The 18,779-nt window shown below is 70.6% G+C and carries 14 protein-coding genes; 5 read left to right on the forward strand and 9 right to left on the reverse strand.

Annotated elements, in window-relative coordinates; genetic code table 11:
* The first annotated feature begins 11 nt into the window (after positions 1–11).
* Positions 12–2,162, forward strand: a complete 2,151-nt coding sequence (gene glgB, locus MMB17_RS07755) for a 1,4-alpha-glucan branching protein GlgB (RefSeq protein ID WP_420847372.1) — start codon at positions 12–14, stop codon at positions 2,160–2,162.
* Between the two features lie 48 nt (positions 2,163–2,210).
* On the opposite strand, the gene MMB17_RS07760 is transcribed toward glgB, so the two are convergent.
* A complete protein-coding gene (locus tag MMB17_RS07760) occupies positions 2,211–4,103 on the reverse strand; it encodes a monovalent cation:proton antiporter-2 (CPA2) family protein (protein WP_241101680.1) in 1,893 nt (630 codons plus the stop codon).
* Positions 4,104–4,393: 290 nt separating this feature from the next.
* Here MMB17_RS07760 and ispH point away from each other — a divergent pair, with 290 nt between their 5' ends.
* Both ispH and MMB17_RS07770 read left to right on the forward strand, forming a co-directional pair.
* Positions 4,394–5,416 (forward strand): 4-hydroxy-3-methylbut-2-enyl diphosphate reductase, encoded by a 1,023-nt coding sequence (gene ispH, locus MMB17_RS07765; RefSeq protein WP_238309301.1) that lies wholly within the window; start codon positions 4,394–4,396, stop codon positions 5,414–5,416.
* A gap of 101 nt (positions 5,417–5,517) precedes the next feature.
* Positions 5,518–6,483: a homoserine kinase gene (locus MMB17_RS07770; RefSeq protein WP_241101681.1), complete on the forward strand. Its 966-nt coding sequence runs from the start codon at positions 5,518–5,520 to the stop codon at positions 6,481–6,483.
* An 11-nt stretch (positions 6,484–6,494) separates the two neighbouring features.
* Here the strand turns inward: MMB17_RS07770 and MMB17_RS07775 are convergent, their stop codons facing one another.
* The 3 genes from MMB17_RS07775 to MMB17_RS07785 all read right to left on the reverse strand — a co-directional run bounded on the left by MMB17_RS07775 (position 6,495) and on the right by MMB17_RS07785 (position 10,919).
* Positions 6,495–7,463, reverse strand: coding sequence for a ferredoxin reductase domain-containing protein (locus MMB17_RS07775; RefSeq protein WP_373324873.1), 969 nt, complete (start codon positions 7,461–7,463; stop codon positions 6,495–6,497).
* Between the two features lie 41 nt (positions 7,464–7,504).
* Complete coding sequence (locus MMB17_RS07780) at positions 7,505–7,873, reverse strand: hypothetical protein (protein ID WP_241101682.1); 369 nt, start codon at positions 7,871–7,873, stop codon at positions 7,505–7,507.
* Between the two features lie 163 nt (positions 7,874–8,036).
* On the reverse strand, positions 8,037–10,919 hold the full coding sequence (locus MMB17_RS07785; RefSeq protein WP_241101683.1) for a sensor domain-containing phosphodiesterase: 2,883 nt from the start codon (positions 10,917–10,919) through the stop codon (positions 8,037–8,039).
* Positions 10,920–11,141: 222 nt separating this feature from the next.
* On the opposite strand from MMB17_RS07785, the gene MMB17_RS07790 reads away from it, so the two are divergent.
* Both MMB17_RS07790 and MMB17_RS07795 read left to right on the forward strand, forming a co-directional pair.
* Positions 11,142–12,152 (forward strand): MraY family glycosyltransferase, encoded by a 1,011-nt coding sequence (locus MMB17_RS07790; protein ID WP_238309296.1) that lies wholly within the window; start codon positions 11,142–11,144, stop codon positions 12,150–12,152.
* Positions 12,149–13,075: an NAD-dependent epimerase/dehydratase family protein gene (locus tag MMB17_RS07795; RefSeq protein WP_241101684.1), complete on the forward strand. Its 927-nt coding sequence runs from the start codon at positions 12,149–12,151 to the stop codon at positions 13,073–13,075. Before MMB17_RS07790 ends, MMB17_RS07795 begins: the two co-directional genes overlap by 4 nt.
* On the opposite strand, the gene MMB17_RS07800 is transcribed toward MMB17_RS07795, so the two are convergent.
* The 5 genes from MMB17_RS07800 to MMB17_RS07820 form a co-directional block, all read right to left on the reverse strand.
* Positions 13,076–15,037: an SDR family NAD(P)-dependent oxidoreductase gene (locus tag MMB17_RS07800; RefSeq protein ID WP_241101685.1), complete on the reverse strand. Its 1,962-nt coding sequence runs from the start codon at positions 15,035–15,037 to the stop codon at positions 13,076–13,078.
* A 92-nt stretch (positions 15,038–15,129) separates the two neighbouring features.
* Positions 15,130–15,987, reverse strand: a complete 858-nt coding sequence (locus tag MMB17_RS07805) for a DUF1206 domain-containing protein (RefSeq protein ID WP_241101686.1) — start codon at positions 15,985–15,987, stop codon at positions 15,130–15,132.
* 5 nt (positions 15,988–15,992) lie between these two features.
* Positions 15,993–16,334: a hypothetical protein gene (locus MMB17_RS07810; RefSeq protein WP_241101687.1), complete on the reverse strand. Its 342-nt coding sequence runs from the start codon at positions 16,332–16,334 to the stop codon at positions 15,993–15,995.
* A gap of 22 nt (positions 16,335–16,356) precedes the next feature.
* Positions 16,357–16,920 (reverse strand): Uma2 family endonuclease, encoded by a 564-nt coding sequence (locus MMB17_RS07815; protein WP_241101688.1) that lies wholly within the window; start codon positions 16,918–16,920, stop codon positions 16,357–16,359.
* A 148-nt stretch (positions 16,921–17,068) separates the two neighbouring features.
* Positions 17,069–18,517: a homospermidine synthase gene (locus MMB17_RS07820; RefSeq protein ID WP_238309290.1), complete on the reverse strand. Its 1,449-nt coding sequence runs from the start codon at positions 18,515–18,517 to the stop codon at positions 17,069–17,071.
* Between the last annotated feature and the right edge of the window lie 262 nt (positions 18,518–18,779).

The following is an 18,779-nucleotide window of genomic DNA, read 5'->3' on the forward strand; positions in this document are numbered from 1 at the left end:
TCGCCGCCATCATGGCGGCCGACCATGGCGACCCCTTCGCCGTGCTCGGCCCACATCAGGCCGGCGCCGGTGCCTGGGAGGTCCGGGTGGTGCTGCCCGAAGCCCAGGGGGCGACCCTCCTCACCGCCGGCCAGCGCATCCCGTTCGAGCGGGTGCATCCGGACGGCTTCTATGTCGCGCGGGTGAAGAGCGAGGGGCGGCCCCTCTACGAGATTGAGGTCGCCTTCTGGGACGGCAGCACCCGCAACCGCCACGACCCCTACGGCTTCGGCTCGTCCCTGGAGCAGCAGGACCTGCATGCCCTGCGCGAGGTCGGCAGCAACGCGGTCTACCGCGTGCTCGGTGCCCAGGCCGGCACGCTCGACGGCATCGACGGGTTCCGCTTCGCGGTCTGGGCGCCGAACGCCAAGCGCGTGAGCATCGTCGGCGACTTCAACGACTGGGACGGCCGGCGCCATCCCATGCGGCTCTGGCCGGATGGCGGCGTCTGGGAGCTGTTCGTACCGGGCCTGAAGGTAGGGCAGAACTACAAGTTCGAGATCCGCGGCCCCGACGGGGCGCTATTGCCGCTCAAGGCCGATCCCGTCGCCTTCCGCGCCCAGCATCCGCCGGAGACGGCCTCCGTGCTCCAGGGCACCGGCGAGCCCGCCTGGCACGACGACGCCTGGATGAGGACGCGCGGCGAGAAGGATCCGCGCCACGTGCCCATGGCCGTGTACGAGGTCCATCTCGGCTCCTGGGCCCGGGTGCCGGACGAGGGCAACCGCTACCTGACCTACAAGGAGCTGGCGCAGCGCCTCATCCCCTACGTGAAGGAGATGGGCTTTACCCATATCGAGCTCCTGCCGATCACCGAGTATCCGTTCGACGGTTCCTGGGGCTACCAGCCGGTCTCGCTGTTCGCGCCGACGAGCCGCTTCGGCACGCCCGATGACTTCGTCGCCTTCGTCAACGCCGCGCACGAGGCGGGCATCGGCGTCCTGCTCGACTGGGTGCCGGGCCACTTCCCCCTCGACGCCCACGGCCTCGGCCTGTTCGACGGCACGCATCTCTACGAGCATGCCGATCCCCGCCAGGGCTTCCACCAGGATTGGGGCACCTACATCTACAATTTCGGGCGCACGGAGGTCTCGGCTTTCCTCGCCGCCAATGCCCGCTTCTGGCTGGAGCATTACCACCTCGACGGCCTGCGTGTGGATGCCGTCGCCTCGATGCTCTATCTCGACTATTCACGCCGCGCCGGGGAGTGGATCCCCAACCAGTATGGCGGCAACGAGAACCTCGACGCGATCAACTTCCTCCGGAAGACCAACGAGGCGACCTACAGCCACGCCCCGGGCACGATCACGGTGGCGGAGGAATCGACCTCCTGGCCGGGCGTCTCGCACCCGACCTATACGGGCGGCCTCGGCTTCGGCTTCAAATGGAACATGGGGTGGATGCACGACACCCTGAAATACATTTCCGAAGATCCGATCCACCGGCGCTACCACCACCACAACCTGACCTTCGGGCTGCTCTACGCCTTCTCCGAGAACTTCGTGCTGCCGCTCTCCCACGACGAGGTGGTGCACGGGAAGGGCTCGCTGCTCGGCCGCATGCCCGGCGATCGTTGGCAGAAATTCGCGAACCTGCGCGCCTATTTCGGCTTCATGTGGGGGCATCCCGGCAAGAAGCTGCTCTTCATGGGCGGCGAGTTCGGCCAGGAGCGGGAGTGGAACCACAACCAGTCCCTCGACTGGCACCTGCTCGACGACCCCTTCCACCGCGGCGTGAAGGACCTGATCGCCGACCTGAACCGGCTCTACGTGGCGACGCCCGCGCTCTACGCGCGCGACACCGAACCCGGCGGTTTCCAGTGGCTGGTGGCGGACGACCAGGACAACAGCGTGATCGCCTGGGCGCGCAAGGGACGGGAGGGCGAAATCGCCGTCGTGGTCTCGAACTTCACCCCCGTGCCGCGGGAGGGCTACCGCATCGGCGTGCCGGCGGGCGGCTTCTACCGCGAGGCGATCAACTCGGACGCGGAGCGCTACGGCGGCTCGAACCTGGGCAATATGGGCGGCGTCCAGGCCGAGGCTCAGGAGAGCCACGGCCTGCCCCATTCCCTCAGCCTGACCCTGCCGCCGCTCTCGACCATGATCTTCGTGCGCGAGGGCTGACGCGGGCAACCCCCCGCCGGCGGAGCCCCGGGCTCCGCCGGGACGCGTTCAGCTTTCCTCCGCCTCCTCCGGCTCCAGCACGCGCTGGGCCGCGAGCTGGCGCTCGGAGCCGATCAGGCCGCGGGTCTCGGCGCTGAGGGCGCGGGCCGGGCGCTGCGGCGCGGTAAGCGGCTCGGGACGCAGTTCCCCCGTGCCGCCGCGCATCCAGCCGACACCGTCCGGCAGGGCGCCGGCCTGCTGGAGCACCAGCCGGGCCACGTCGCGCTTGCGCACGTCCTCGGCGCGCTGCGCCGCCGCTTCCGCCGGCACCCCGAGCCCTTCGAGGGCGGCCCGGCCAAAGGTCAGGGCCGATTCGACCGTCTCGCGCAGCTGGAAGTCGACATCGCGGTTCATCAGCTCGACGGCGTGGGTGCGGTCATAGGCCCTCACATAGGTGCGCACGTTGGCGAATTCCTCGTGCACCACGTCCACGATCTTCAGAGCCGCTTGGGCGTCGTCGATGCAGATGCAAACGAGCTCGGCCCGGCCGATCCCGGCCGCCCGCAGCACGTCGAGCCGGGTGCCGTCCCCGTAATAGATCCGGAAACCGAAGCGGGTGGCGGCGCGGATCTGCTCCACGTCCTTGTCGATCACGGTGACGCTGATTCCCTCCGCGAGCAGGACCTGCGTCAGGATTTGCCCGAAGCGCCCGAAGCCGATCACCAGCACTCGGGTCTCGGTGGTCTCGACGAGATCTGGGGGCGGCTCCTCCACCTCCGGGCGGCGCGCGGCGAGCAGCGCGTCGAGGCCCTTGGCGGCCACGGGGCCGACGAGCATGGTCAGCGCCGCGAGCGCCACCGCGAACCGCGTGGCGGTGGCGTCGACGATGTTCAGATCGCCCGCCGCGGGCAGGATCACGAAGGCGAACTCGCCCGCCGGCGCCAGCACCGCGCCGCCGCGCACCGCATCGAGCCAGGGGGAGCCGAACAGGCGGAACAGCAGGGAGACGAGCAGGATCTTCACGCCGATCGCCAGGGCGGTGGCCCCGAACAGGGTCGGCCATTGCGCCGCCACCAGCCGCCCGTCGATCGACATGCCGACGCTCATGAAGAACAGGCCGAGCAGCATGCCGCGGAAGGGCTCGATATCGGCTTCGAGCTGGTGGCGGAAATTCGATTCGGCGAGCATCACCCCGGCGAGGAAGGCGCCCATCGCCATGGAGAGGCCGACCTCCTCCATGATCAGCGCCGTGCCGAGCACCACCAGCAGGGCCGCGGCTGTCATCACCTCGCGCCCGCCGGAGGCGGCGAGCAGGCGGAAGAGCGGGTTGAGGCCGTAGCGCCCGATCAGCACCACACCGAGGATCGCCCCGGCCGCGGTTGCGCCGGAATGCAGGGCTTCGGAGAGCCAGCCGCCCTCCGGCGTCCCCCCGGCCGAGGCCATCAGCGGCAGCAGGGCGAGGATCGCGACGACGGAGATGTCCTGGAACAGCAGCACCGCGAAGGCGCGGCTGCCGTAGGAGGTGCCGAGATCGCCCCGCTCCTCCAGGAGCTGCAGGGCCACCGCCGTCGCCGAGAGCGCCAGCGCGACGCCGATCACCGTGGCGGCGCCGGCGTGGAGGCCGAACAGGGCGCCTGCGCCGGCCAGGATCAGGGCGCAGACGGCGAGCTGCGCGGCGCCGAGGCCGAAGATGTCGCGGCGCATCGAGACGAGCCGCGACAATTCCAGCTCGAGCCCGACGATGAAAAGGAGGAGCACCACGCCAATCTCGGCGACGCTCGCCGCGGTCTCGGGCTCGGCGATCAGCGAGAAGCCCGAGGGGCCGATCACCACCCCGGCCACGAGGTAGCCGAGCACGGCGCTCTGGCCGAGCAGCCGCACGATCGGCACGCCGACCACTGCCGCGGTCAGGAAGGTCAGGACCGGCGGCAGGAAGCTCGCATGAGTCGTGGCGTTCGCCATGGCACTCCGATCAGCGTGAGACGGTTCCCCGCCCATAGCCCGGCGCGCCCGGCGGCGCGAGGCCGCGACGGGTGCCATTCTTCACACGTCGGAGGGGCCGCCGGCGCCTGAAACGCGACGGGAGGTCCAGCCGAAGGTCGGTCCAAGAGACCCCAGGTTGATCGTGGGGCAGCGATCGACGTGCATGGGGGTCACGTCGCGTGCGGGATGTGTTACAGACGGCACGGACCGGGGCCTTATGTCCCGGCGCTGTTGACAGCCCGACCCGCCCCTCGCACATCCCGCGGATCATGAGCGCCGACACCATCAACCTGACTGCCGATCCCGATCGGGTGCCCCAGCCGGCCATCACCGGCGAGAAGCCACCCCTCGAAATCCTGCTCTGCGCCCCGCGCGGCTTCTGCGCCGGCGTGGTACGGGCGATCGACGTCGTGGAGCGGGCGCTCGCGATCTACGGTGCGCCGGTCTATGTCCGTCACGAGATCGTGCACAACAAGTACGTGGTCGAGACGCTGAAGCGGAAGGGCGCCGTGTTCGTCCGCGAGCTCGACGAGGTGCCAGACAGCGGCGCGCCCGTCATCTTCTCCGCCCACGGCGTTGCCAAGACCGTGCCGCAGAATGCGGACATGCGCGGGCTGACCACGATCGACGCCACCTGCCCGCTGGTGACCAAGGTCCACCGCGAGGCCGAGATCCACCACAAGCGCGGCCGCCACGTGCTGCTCGTCGGCCATTCCGGCCATCCCGAGGTGGTGGGCACCATGGGCCAGCTGCCCAAGGGCTCGATCACCCTCGTCGAGGATATCGAGCAGATCGCCGCCCTGGAGCCCCCGGCCAACCAGGAACTTGCCTGGGTGACGCAGACCACCCTTTCGATCGACGATACCAAGCACATCGTCGAGGCGCTCAAGGCCAAGTTCGCCGGCATCCACGGCCCGCACAAGGACGACATCTGCTACGCCACCACCAACCGCCAGGAGGCGGTGAAGGAGGTCGCGCCGCGGGTCGACGCCCTGATCGTGGTCGGCTCCTCGAACTCCTCCAACTCGCAGCGCTTGCGCGAGGTCGCCGAGCGCGCCGGCTGCCCGATCACCCGCCTCGTGCTCCGGGCGGAGGAGATCGACTGGGACGCCTTCCAGGGCGTGCGCCGCCTCGGCCTCACCGCCGGCGCCTCCGCGCCGGAGGTGCTCGTCGAGGAGATCATCGACGCCTTCGCCGCCCGATTCGACGTGACCGTGGATCAGGTCTCGGTGACGATCGAGGATATGTCCTTCCCGCTGCCGCGCGAGCTGCGCAGCGAGGCGGCCGAATAGGCTTCCAAACAGGTTCCGTCCCTCGGGACGGATCATGACGGCGGGGGCGCACGGCTGAAGCCGGCGCCCCTTTTTTCGACCCCGTGAGCAAAGCAAGTCCCGTGGCCGTCTACACCGAGGTCCCCGATGCGGCGCTCGCCGCCTTCCTGGCCGAGTACGATCTCGGCGCGATGCTCTCCTACAAGGGCATCGCGGAGGGGGTGGAGAACACCAACTTCTTCCTGCACACGACCACGGGCAACTACATCCTCACCCTCTACGAGAAGCGGGTGCGCGAGGAGGACCTGCCCTTCTTCCTCAACCTGATGGAGCATCTCGCCCGGCGCGGGCTCGCCTGCCCGCAGCCCGTGCGCAACCGGGCCGGCGTAGCCCTGGGCCGGCTTTGCGGGCGCCCGGCGGTGATCGTCAGCTTCTTGGAGGGCGTCTCCGTCAGCAGGCCGAATGCCGGCCATTGCTATGCCCTGGGGCGGGCCCTGGCCGGCCTGCACGAGGCCGGCAGCAATTTCGGCATGGTGCGGCCGAACAACCTCTCGGTCGCCTCCTGGCGCCCCCTCTTCGCGCAGAGCGCGGCGCAGGCCGACGACGTCGCCCCGGGGCTCGCGACGCGCACCCGCGAGGATCTCGCCGTCCTGGAGGCCTCCTGGCCGGAGGGGCTGCCCGGAGGCGTCATCCATGCCGATCTCTTCGTCGATAACGTGTTCTTCATCGGGGACACGCTGTCGGGGCTGATCGATTTCTACTTCGCCTGCACCGACGCCTTCGCCTACGATCTCGCGATCTCGCTCAACGCTTGGTGCTTCGAGGCGGACGGCACCTTCCACCACGACAAGGCCGAGGCGATGATCGCCGGCTATCAGGAGACGCGGCGCCTCGAGCCCGAGGAGGTCGCGGCGCTGCCGATCCTCGCTCGGGGCGCGGCCATGCGCTTCATGCTGACCCGCCTCGTCGATTGGCTGAACGTGCCGCCGGGTGCCCTGGTGAGGCCGAAGGACCCCCTCGAATACGATAGGCGCCTCGCCTTCCACCGGCAGGCGACGCACGCGCGGGATTACGGCTGGCGGGGCTGATCCCGCCGAAATCAGGCGTTCGGATCGAGGGGGATCGGGTAGCAGCGTGCGCCGGTCGCCGCCGCCAGCACCTCCACTGCACCCACCGTCGCGGCGCAGCCCGAGACATGGACCGCGTCCGTCGTCCGCAGGGAAGGCACATGGGCGGTGAGCGGGCCCGGCCGCACCTCCGGCGGGCGCTGCCGGTGGCGTTCGGAGACGAGGGTGATGCGTGATACGCCCGTCGCCTTCAGCCAGTCCAGGGCAGGGCGCATGTAGAGATCGAGGGGATCGCGCGCGCCGACGACGAGATGGATCTCGCGGGCGGGCTCGATGTAGCGGGCGGCCCGGGCGATCGCCCAGATCCCGGCAAATCCCGTCTCGGAGGCCACCAGCACGAGGCGACCGCCCCCGGGGCGGTACTGGCCGCGGCCGACCGGCCCCTTCGCCTTCACCTCGTGGCCGAGGGCGAGGCCGTTCGCGAGGGCGGCGGCGAAGCCCTCCTCGGCGCCCTCCTGCCCGCAGCGCAGGTGGAAGACGAGTTCGTTCAGTTCGGCCGCTCCGTCCACGCGCAGGCTCGGCGTCAAGGTCAGCGGCGCGAAGCCCTCCGGGCTCAGGACGACCTGATGCCCGGGCTCGACGGCGAGAGGCTTGGTGAGCGTCACCACCGCCTGGACCAGACGGGGCGAGAGCCGCGTCACTTCTGTGAGGGTGCCGGCACGTTTGGCGAGGGCCGGCTTGCCGGCGCGCGGCTCGACCTCCGCCAGCCCCTCGCCGTCGCGCTCGGGGATCTCGGGAAGCTTCACCGCTTCGGATCGGCGCAGACGCGGCCGGCCGCGCCGCAGGGCGGCTTGGCCAAGGGCGGTCACGCCGTGGACGCCCTGGGTGGCCGCGATCATGCCGTCGGCGAGCGCGGTTTCGAGGGGCGTGTCGCCGGTGGCGCAACGCACGGTCTTGCCATTGACGACGAGGGAGCAGCGCGTGCTCATGGTCGTCTCCATCTTCTTCCGTGGCAGCGACGGAAGCGGCGCTTCGGGCGCCATCAGGCGGAGGCGTGCAGCAGGCGGTCGACCATGGCGGCCCAGCGCTCGCGCACGGCACGGGCCTCCTCGCCGAGCTCGGGCTGCTCGCCATCGAGGCCGGCGCAGATCCTGAGCTTGGCGATCTCCTCGCGCTCGGCCGCGAGAACCGCCTTGAGCACCTGGAGATTGGCCTGAAGCTGCGTCGCGTCCGGGCGTACCGGAGTGGGCTGCGGGACGTCCTGTTCGATCTCGATTGGGGCGGGCACTGCCGGGACGGTGGAACGCGGCGCCTCGATGTCCATCTGCTTCAGCCGGATCGGACGGGCGATCAGACGCCGTACGACATCGTTGCTGTGCCCCCCCGTCGCCCGCCTCGCCGCCTCGGCCATCGCTTCCCGCTCCTCACCGCCGCCCCGACCGCATCCACAGCGATCTTCGGTGTCGCGCTCAGCTTTGGGCAGACATGGTTAAGGGACGTTTAAGATCTGGCTTTCCGGCGCCGTCCCGCTTCAGGATCCGGACGCTTTTGACAGCTTCGCGCCGGGACGCCGGTCAGGCCGCCTCGGGTGTCGCGCCGACGAGCTGGCGAGCCTGGAGCGTCGTCATCGGCTCGCCGAAGGCGAAGCCCTGGGCGTAGTCGCAGCCGAGATCCTGGAGGGCCTGGGCGTCGGCCTCCGACTCGGCGCCCTCCGCTACGATCGCGAGGCCGAGCTCCTGCGCCATCTTCACGATCGAGCGCAGGATCACGTCCTGCCCGCTGCCCATCTGCCGCACGAAGGACTGGTCGATCTTGATCGTGTCGAAGGGGAAGCGCTGCAGATATGACAGGGACGAGTAGCCGGTGCCGAAATCGTCCAGGGAGAGGCCGGCGCCGAGGTCGTGGATCCGGGCAAGCATCTGCGCGGCGTATTCCGGGTTCTCCATCACCAGACTCTCGGTGAGCTCCAGCTTGAGCGAGCCCGGCAGCACGCCGGTGCGCGCCAGCACGGTCTTCACATCGTGCAGGAGGTCGTGGCGCAGGAGCTGGCGCGAGGAGACGTTGACGGAGGCGAAGATCGGCGGCTCGACGTCGAGGGAGCGCTGCCAGGCGGCGAGCTCCAGCGCCGCGCGCTCGATCACGAAATTGCCGAGCTGGACGATGAAGCCCGTCTCCTCGGCCAGGGGAATGAAGGTTGAGGGCGAGATGCGCCCCAGGCGCGGATGGTCCCAGCGCAGCAGGGCCTCGAAGCCCGCCACCGTCCGGTCTTCCAGCCGCACGATCGGCTGGAACAGCACCTTGATCTCGTTTCGCTCCAGGGAGCGGCGCAGGTCGCTCTCCAGCATCAGCCGGTCGGAGCGCTCCGTGCGCATGTTGGCGCGGAACACCTCGATGCGGTCGCCGCCGCCGCGCTTGGCCTGGATCATCGCCATCTGGGCGTTCTTGAACACTTCCTCCCGCTTGAGGGTGGTGCCGGCCTCGTAGAGGGCGATGCCCGTCGAGACGGTGAGGAAAACCTCGCGCTCGGCATAGGTCACCGGGGTGGCGATGGTGCGCCGGATCATCTCGGCGAAGGCGAGGATGCGGTCGGGGTCGCGCTCCGAGAGCAGGATCACCGCGAACTCGTCGCCGGCGACCCGGGCCAGCGTGTCCTGTGGGCGCAGGAGCCGGCCGAGGCGGCGCGATAGGGTGAGCAGGATGGAATCGCCCGCCGACAGCCCGACCGCGTCGTTGACGGTCTTGAAGCGGTCGATGTCGAGCACGATCACGGTCGGCTTCAGCCGGGCGTCCTGGCCGGCCAGCGCCATGGCGGCGTCGAGGCGGTCGTAGAACAACTCGCGGTTTGGCAGGCCGGTCAGGCTGTCATGCACCGCGTCGTGCAGCAGCCGTTCCTCGGCGGTCTTCAACTCGGTCACGTCGGCGATGGTGCCGACCACCCGGATCACTTCGCCGTCGGTGCCGATCACCGGCCGGGCCTTCAGCCGGTACCAGTGATAGGCGCCCCCGGTCGAGCGCAGGCGGAAATCGTGGACGATGCGCCCGCGGCGCTCCTCGATCACCGTATCGAGGGCGGCGGAATAGCGCTCCACGTCGAAGGGATGCAGCAGGCCGAGCCAAGTCGCGGCCGGCCCTTCCAGGGCGCCGCGCTTCAGGCCGAGCTGACGCTCGATTTCCTGGCCGGCATAGACGCGGTCGCCGGGCACGTCCCAGTCGAACACGATGTCGCCGGCCCCCGTCAGCGCCAGGGCGCGGCGCTCTGTGTCCGAGACGAGGGCGTGGCTCAGGCCGCCTCCGGCGAAGGCGTGCTGCATCACCGTGAAGCCGATCAGCATGACGATGAGCACGAGGCCGCCGATCAGGGCCGGCTGGACGAGGTCCGATCCGATCTGGCCCGTCACCGCGAAGCCCGCCGCCGCCACCCAGACCAGCAGCAGGATCCAGGTCGGCACCAGCAGGATGGCGCGGTCGTAGCCGTTATGCACGGCGAGATAGAGGATCAGCAGCAGGCCGACCCCGGCCACCGCGGCGATGGAGATGCGCGCCACGCCCGCCGCCACCGGCGGGTCGAACACCGCGAGCCCGACGAGGCCGGCGAGGAAGACGAGCCAGAAGAAGGCGACGTGGCTGTAGCGCACGTGCCAGCGCGACAGGTTGAGATAGGCGAATAGGAAGACGAGAAGGGTGGCGCCGAGCACCGCCTCGGCCGAGGCCCGGTAGATCCGCTCGGCCACCTCGTTGATCGGAAAGACCCGCTGCAGGAAGCCGAAATCGATGCAGGCATAGGCGAGCACCGACCAGGCAAGCGCCGCTGCCGCCGGGAAGATGATCGCCCCGCGCACCACGAAGATGATCGTCAGGAACAGGGCGAGCAGTCCCGAGATGCCGATGATGATGCCCTTGTAGAGCGTCAGGCCGCTGGTCTTCTTCTGATAGGCCTCCTGGTCCCAAAGATAGACCTGCGGGATGTTCGGGCCCTTCAGCTCGGCGACGAAGGTGATCGTCGTGTCCGGGTCGAGGGTGATCAGGAACTCGTCGGCATCGAGCCCGTCCTGGCGGTCGGGGCGCTCGCCCTCGCTCGCGGTGATGGCGGCGATGCGCGAACCGCCGAGATCCGGCCAAACCACGCCGGAGCCGACCAGCCGGAAATGCGGGGCCACCAGCAGGCGCTGGATCTGCTCGTCGGTGTCGTTGGTGAGCGCGAACACCATCCAGTCCGGTCGCGCCCCAGCCTCGCGGGCCTTCACCACGATGCGGCGCACGATCCCGTCCTTGGCCGGGGCGGTCGAGATCTGGATCAGGTCGCCGTCCGAGCGGTAGCGCTCGATCATCGGCGTCAGGTCGATCGCTGGCGTGTTCGGAGTGACGCGCACCGCCTCCACGGCACGCGCGGGGCCGGTCGTCCCGAGGGCGCAGGCCAGGGCCGTCAGCAGGAGGAGGACGAAGGAGACTGTGCGCAACGGGGCGATTTCTTGAGGCCGGCGGAACAGGCAGGCGCGTTCGGCAAGTCGTATCGGCGGGGCGGCCGGCCGGCAAGGCGAAGCTTCCCCGGAACGGACGGCGCCCACCGCTCATTGGCCGTGACACCGTCCCTGGGGTCGCTCCGATTTGCGGCCAAAACAAGCCGGGCACGGCAGTGGATCGGGCCTGCCCTTCGTGAGCAGGCGCGCTAAAGCGGGGGGATGACGCTCGCTCCCCTCCTGGCCGTGCCCCTCGCCTGTGGCGTCAGCGCCGGCCTGATCGTGCTGCTGAAGCCCGTGCTCGCCCGCTATGCGCTGGCCCGGCCGAATGCCCGTTCGAGCCATAGGGTGCCGACGCCGCAGGGCGGCGGTATCGCCATCGTCGCTGCGGCGCTCCTCGTGGCCGTGGGCTTCGCCCTGTCCGCCGGGGCCGGCGACGCCGGATTCCTCACGCTCGTTATCGGGGCGCTGGTGCTTGCCGTGATCGGCGCGGTCGACGACATCCGCCCCCTGAGCCCCGCCCTGCGCTTCCTGCTGCAGGCGCTGGCGGTCGCGGCGGTGGTGATGGCGGCGGGCGGGCGGCTGCTGCCCGAATGGCCGCTCTGGCTGGAGCGTATCATCGCCGTCCTGGCTGGGCTTTGGTTCGTGAACCTTGTCAATTTCATGGACGGGCTCGACTGGATGACGGTGGCGGAGATGGTGCCACTTAGCGGCTTCCTGGTCGTCCTCGGCTTCGGAGGCGGCTTCGGAGCCGTCCCCACCCTCCTCGCGGCCGGCCTGCTCGGCGGGCTGCTCGGATTCGCGCCCTTCAACCGGCCGGTGGCGCGGCTCTTCATGGGCGATGTCGGCTCGCTGCCCATCGGCCTCCTCGTCGCCTGGCTGCTCTATCGGCTGGCGCTCGAGGGCCAGATCGTGGCGGCGCTGATCCTGCCGCTCTATCCCGTGGCCGACGCGACCCTCACCCTGCTCTGGCGCCTGAAGCGCGGGGAGAAGGTCTGGCAGGCCCATCGCTCGCATTTCTACCAGGTCGCCACGGTGAACGGCTTCTCCGTGCCCGAGGTCGTCGGCGCCGTCTTCGCCCTGGGGCTCGCCCTCGACGCGCTCGCCGCCGCGAGCTTGCTTTGGCCGTCCTGGCCGGTCAGGCTTCTCTGCCTCGCGGGCGCCCTCGCGCTCGTGGCCGCCCTGCTGCGGCGTTTCTCCAGGCCGAAGCCATCGAGGACCCTGCGCGCGTGACCGGACCGACCATCGCCCTCACCGGGGCCACCGGCTTCATCGGTCGCCATCTCCTGCGCACGCTCAGCGCCCGGGGCTACCGGGTGCGCGTGCTGCTGCGGCGGCCCATCGATACGCTGCCGGAGGGGGCGAGCGGCGCCGTGGTCGGGGATCTCGCCCGGCCGATGAACATGGCCGCCGCGCTGGCCGGCGTCGACGCGGTGGTGCATTCGGCGGGGCTCGCCCATGCCATGTCCGGTGCGCCGGAGGACGATTTCCGCTCCTCCAACACGGAAGCGACCCGGCACCTGGCGGAGGCCGCGCAGCGGGCCAAGGTGCGCCGCTTCGTCTTCCTCTCCTCGATCCGCGCCCAGACCGGTCCGAGCGCCCCTGCTCCCCTCGGCGACAATGACGCGCCCGCGCCGACCGACGCCTATGGCCGCTCCAAGCTCGCCGCCGAGCAGGCGCTCGCCTCCCTCGATCTCGATTGGGTGGCCCTGCGGCCCGTGCTCGTCTACGGCGAGGGGGTGAAGGGCAACATGGCGGCGTTGCTGCGGCTCGCGCGCCTGCCCTATCCCCTGCCGCTGGGCGGTTTTTCCGGGCGCCGCTCGCTGGTCTCGGTGGAGAGCCTTTCGGCGGCGGTGGCGACCGCCCTCGGGGTCGCCGGCCCCCTGCGCCGCCCGCTCATCGTGGCCGATCCCGATCCGCTGACCCTGCCCGAGATGCTCGGCGCCCTGCGCGAGGGGCTCGACCGCGCACCGGGCCTTCTGCCCGTGCCCGCCCCGCTGATCGGTCTCGCCTGCCACGTCACGGGGCGCCGCGAGGTCTTCGACCGGCTCGCCGGCTCCCTGGTCGCCCGCCCCGACGGGCTCGCCGCCTTGGGCTGGTCGCCGGCCTTCCCGTCTCGCGAAGGGCTCGCGCAGCTCGCGCGCCTCTCCGCCTGATCAGGCGGAGACGGCCTGCGGCGCGGAAACGGGCGCGGCCGGGATCGCCCCCGCCCGCAGCCGGAAATCCGGGACGGCCTCCTCGAACACCGCCTCCGCCGCGGCCCGGTCGCCCCGCTCCACGGCCGCCCGCAGGCGGGCGATCCAGGCCTCGAGCACGCTGCGGTCGGCGAAGACGGGCTTGGCCGCCATCACCCCCTCGATGCCGTCGAGGGTGACCCGGGGCTCCTCGCGGGCGAACAGGATCTCGTTGAGGCGCTCGCCCGGCCGGGCGCCGGTGACCTGGATCTCGATGTCCTCTCCCGGTTCGAAGCCGGCGAGCCGGATCATCCGCTCGGCGAGATCCTTGATCCGCACGGGCTGGCCCATCTTGAGCACGTAGACCGCCGCGCGCTGGTCGGAGGCGGCGGTCGCCGGCTCGCGGGCTTCGCGGTCGGCATGGGAGGCGGCGGTGAGCACGAGGTCGGAGGCCTCGCGCACGGTCATGAAGTAGCGCACCATGTCCGCATGGGTGACGGTCACGGGGCCGCCCCGGGCGATCTGCGCCTTGAACACCGGCACCACGGAGCCGACCGACCCGAGCACGTTGCCGAAGCGCACGGCGATGAGGCGGGTCGGCGTCGGGCCGGCCTGCTCGGCGTCGAGGGCCTGGGCCACCATCTCCGCGAAACGCTTGGTGACGCCGAGCTGGGAGACCGGCTCGATCGCCTTGTCGGTGGAGATCATCACCAGGGCCCGGGCGCCGGCCGCCACCGTGGCCTCGGCCACGTTGATCGAGCCGAACACGTTGGTCTTGATGCCCTCCGCCCAGTCGCGCTCCAGATAGGGCACCTGCTTGAGCGCCGCGGCGTGGAACACGTAGGTGGGCCGGAACTCCGCGAAGAGCGCCGCGATGCGCTCCCGGTCGCGGATATCGGCGAGGGCGCCGCGCAGCTCGGCCTCCGCGGTCAGCAGGGCCGGGCTGTTGAGCACGCCGTGCAGGGCCGGCTCCGAATTCTCGACCACGAGCAGGGCGCTCGCGCCGAAGGCCAAAGCCCGGGCGCAGATCTCCGAGCCGATGGAGCCGCCGCCGCCGGTGACGATGACCCGCGCGCCGGTGAGGAAGCGCTCCAGCCGCGGCCGATCGATCGCGACGGTGGGACGGAGCAGCAGATCCTCGATCTCGAGGGGGGCGAGCTCGGCGTCGCGCATGCCTTCGCCGAGGCTCGTCACCCGGGCGAGCGGCAGGCCGAGCCGGCGGGCCCGGGCGATCAGGTCGTCGGGCTCCGCCTCCGGGGCGAGGGCGCTCGGCGTGGCCACGAGCCGGCGCACCGGCAGGCCGCGATTGCCGAGATCGGCCACGACCTTCTCCAGGTCCTGGAAGCCGCCGAGCACGGGCACGCCGCGCATCATCTGCCCCGCCTCGTCCGCCCGCGGCGAGAGGATGCCCTTGGGCGCGAGCCGGCGCACGGAGCCCGCCTCGATCGCGCGCAGCACGATCTCGATATCGGCGCCGCGCCCGAGCAGCAGGGTCGGGGTGGTGGCGCTGCGGGCATGGCTCTGCCGGGAGCGGGTGTATTTCAGGTAGCGGAAGGCGAGGCGCGGTCCGCCCAGCAGGAAGATCTGCAGCACCCAGTAGAGGGCGATGGCGATCTTGCCGAAGAAGTAGAAGCCGTAGAGGTTCTCGGAAACGAGGACGTAATCGAGCACCAGCAGCGTCAGGGCGCAGACGCTCGCTGCCCGCACGATGCCGGCGAGATCCGGCAGCGAGGCGAAGCGCCACTTCGTGCGGTAGAGCTTGAACCAGGCGTAGACGAAGCCGGCGAAGGCGAGGAACGGGGGCAGCAGCAGCGGCAGGGCGTGCAGCCGCTCCGTCAGCTGGTCGCCGTGGAAACGGAACACGAAAGTGAGGATCACCGCCGCCGCGGTCGCCACGAGATCGTGGCCGACCATCGCCGCCGTCTTGAGGGTGCGCTGCTGCATGATGCTTTCGCGGGAGGCCGCGCAGGGTATCGGCGGCGCCTCGGGAGATGTCAACGCGACGGGTGGGGCGCCGACCCGGCGCAGACGATGACCTACGAGCCAGCGGTCTGCCGGATCAATTTCGACACGGCGTCGTCCGCCCGGTCGATATCCGGGGCGTCGATATGGCGGTAGCGGGCCTGGATCATGCCGAAGGCTCCGAAGGCGAGATGGCCCGCGGCGACGACCCCGAGCAGAACCCGCCCGAAGGGTTGCGCCCGCAGGGCCGCGAAGGCGCCGGACAGGCCGTGCGCCTCGGAGGAGGCCTGGGTCCAGGCCGCCGCGAGCACGAAGCCGGCGATCAGGAGGAACACGATTCCGCGCGCGGCATAGCCGAAACGGCCGAGGGGCTTCACCCAGGCCTCGGCGCCGCCCGGGAGCGAGAGACGGGCGGCGACGTCGCCCCGCCAGGCCTTGGCGAGGTAGCCGATCCCGGCCCCGGCGACGCCCAGCCCGACGAGGCCGACGAGCCAGGGGCCGAGGGGCTGGCCCAGGAGCCAGGCCGTCCAGTCCTGCACCCCGTCCCCGCCGGCGGCGGCGCGGCCGATCCCGAAGGCGAGTGGGCCGGCGCTGACGGCGAGGGCGGCATAGGTCGCGGCGCTGACGAGATGCGCGCCGCGCACGACGAGCGCCTTGGCCGAGCGCCCGCGCCGGTCGGCATCGATCGTCCCTTCCACGAGGCGCCAGAGGGCGAAGCCCGCGAGGCCGAGGGCGATGGCCCCGACCAGGACCGCGCCGAAGGGGCTGCCCATCAGGCTCCGCAGCGCGCCCTTGCTGTCGCCTGCCGCGCCGCCCTGTCCGAGGGCGGCCAGCAGGGCAAGGGCACCCACCACGCAATAGACGAGCCCGCGGGCGCCGTAGCCGAAGCGGGCGAGATGCTCCAGGGCGTTGTCGTGCCGGCTCCAGGCCATGCCGGTCAGTCGCGCTCCCGCTCCGGCTTGCCGGCGAGCGCCACGTAGAAACCGAGCCCGTCCTGGGCCGGCAGCGTCTGCAGCCGCTCGATCCAGCCGCGGCGCTTGGCGTCGAGGAGCTGGCGGCCCACCGGCTGGAACAGGGTCTCGCCGCCCCCTTCCGGCGGCGGGTCGAGGCGAATCGCCACCGTCTTGCCCTTGGCGAAGCGGCTGCGCTCCAGCATGTCGTTCAGCGAGGCCTCCGCCGTGGGGCGGTTCGTGCCGCGCAGGTCGAGCACGGAATCCGCATCCGTCACGCCGAGGGAGCCGCGCAGCTTGTTCGCGTAGAAGTCTTCGAAGTGGGGCAAATCCGAGCCTGCGCCGTTCGTGTCAGAAGCCGATGTCGTCGTAGAGGTCGGCCACGGCAAGAGTGCCGTCGAGCTCGGGCAGGGCGACGACCGCGCCGAGCCCGCAGGCCTCCGCCCAGGTTGTCCCGTCGCCCCGCCGCCAGACGTCCACCCGTGCTTCGTCCTGATAGACGATCAGGAAGAGGTGCCGCGAGGGGATGGAGCGGTAAAAGTCGGTCTTGCGCCCCCGGTCCCGGCTCATGGTGGGGGGCGAGAGCCCCTCGGCGACGCGCACCGGATCGCGGGCATCGCCGTCACGCAGCCTCGGGCCGCAGCGCACGATCACGTCGGGGATCGGCGCGAAGGTATCCATCGTATCGCTCGGCACGGCGATGCCCGGGATCGCCCGGCAGTCGCGCGCGCGGGCGAGGCCGGACAGGCGTCCGAGGAGATTCGCGACGATCTGCCGATGCCCCTCGCTCTGCGGGGCCATCGGCACGGACTCGCCGTCGACCGGCTGCCGGCGCTCCTCGTCGGGCCGGTCCTCGACCCAGGCCCGATCCTCCGCGACCTGCATGCGGGTGTCGCGGAGGGCGGCGGCGACCATGATCAGCCTCCGGTGAGGAGGGCCGATCCTAGCATGGCGGGCCGGCGGCGCGGGAGCCTCGGCCGGGACGGCGCGCGCCTCGGAATGAGAGACGCGCCGTCCCGTCGTCGGCGAGGGGCCGCCCGCGGGGCGAGCGGCCAGCCGCCGCTTAGCCGTGCACCAGCACGTTGCGGAACTGCCAGGGGTCGCTCGTGTCGATGTCCTCCGGGAACAGGCCCGGGCGGTCGCTGAGCGGGGTCCAGTCGGTGTAGACGCCGACGACGGGGCCGAGATACGGCGTCTGCACCTCGAGGCAGCGGCGGAAGTCGATCTCGTCGGCCTCGACGATGCCGGCCTCCGGGTTCTCCAGCGCCCAGACCATGCCGGCGAGCACGGCGGAGGTCACCTGCAGGCCGGTCGCGTTCTGGTAGGGGGCGATGCGGCGGGTCTCCTCGATGGAGAGCTGCGAGCCGTACCAGTAGGCGTTCTTCTTGTGGCCGTAGAGGAGCACGCCGAGTTCGTCGATGCCGTCGACGATCTCGTTCTCGTCGAGGATGTGGTGCTTCTCCTGCACCTTGCCGGCATTGCCCCACATCTCGTGCAGCGAGAGCACGGCATCGTTGGCCGGGTGATAGGCGTAGTGGCAGGTCGGACGGTAGACCGCCTCGCCGTTCTCGCGGACCGTGTAGTAGTCGGAGATCGAGATCGCCTCGTTGTGGGTGACGAGGAAGCCGAACTGCGCGCCGGCGGTCGGCACCCAGGTACGCACGCGGGTATCGGCGCCGGGCTGGAGCAGGAAGATCGCGCAGCGCGAGCCCTTCTCCTGGCCGCGGGCGTTCTCGGGCTTCCAGGTCTCGTGCGTGCCCCAGCCGAGCTCGGCCGGCTGGTTGCCCTCGGACACGAAGCCCTCGACCGACCAGGTGTTGACGAACACGCCCATGGGCTTGGGGTGCTTGGCGCGCTGGGTGTCGCGCTCCGCGATGTGGACGCCCTTGACGCCGAGCTCGCGCATCAGCGCGGCCCATTCCTCGCGGGTCTTCGGCTCGGGGGTGGTCGAGCCGGTATCCTTGGCGATGTTCAGGAGCGCCTGCTTGACGAACCAGGAGACCATGCCGGGGTTTGCACCGCAGCAGGAAACGGCGGTCGGGCCGCCGGGGGCGGCGCGGCGCGCCTCGAGGATGTTCTCGCGCAGGGCGTAGTTGGTGCGGTCGGCCTGGCTCAGGCCCTTGTCGAAGTAGAAGCCGGTCCAGGGCTCGGCGACGGTGTCGATGTAGAGCGCGCCCAGCTCACGGCAGAGCTCCAGGATGTCCCGCGACGAGGTGTCGACCGAGAGGTTCACGCAGAAGCCCTGGCCGCCGCCCTCGGTCAGCAGGGGCGTGAGGACGTCGCGGTAGTTCTCCTTGGTCAGCGCCACCTGCTCGAAGCGCAGGCCGTGCTTCTCGGCGAGATCCTTGTGCGCGTCGGAGGGCTCGATGACCGTGAAGCGCTTCTTGTCGTACTCGAAATGGCGCTCGATGAGCGGCAGCGTCCCCCGGCCGATGGAGCCGAAGCCGATCATCACGATCGGGCCGGTGATGCGGCCGTGGACCGGCCACTCGGTCTGGGTTGCGTCGGACATGGCGCAGGGCACTCCTTCGGATAATGACGTGCGGCTCGCGTGAGCGGAGCGGCGTGCTTGATGCCTGGAAATGACGTGCGGATGACGGTTCGACGCCCCGCGGTCAACCGTCCGGATCACGAGAATCTTGCGGAACGGTGAAGCACTGATCTCGACGCTATGATCTGAGTGCAAGTCTGAGTCGGAGGCCGGGCAAGGACGAGCGACCGGAGCATGCTTATATTGCAATGCAACAAGGAGGAGACACCAAGCTTCGCACCAC

The organism is Methylobacterium organophilum, assembly GCF_022533465.1.
GTDB classification, from domain to species: Bacteria; Pseudomonadota; Alphaproteobacteria; order Rhizobiales; family Beijerinckiaceae; genus Methylobacterium; species Methylobacterium organophilum.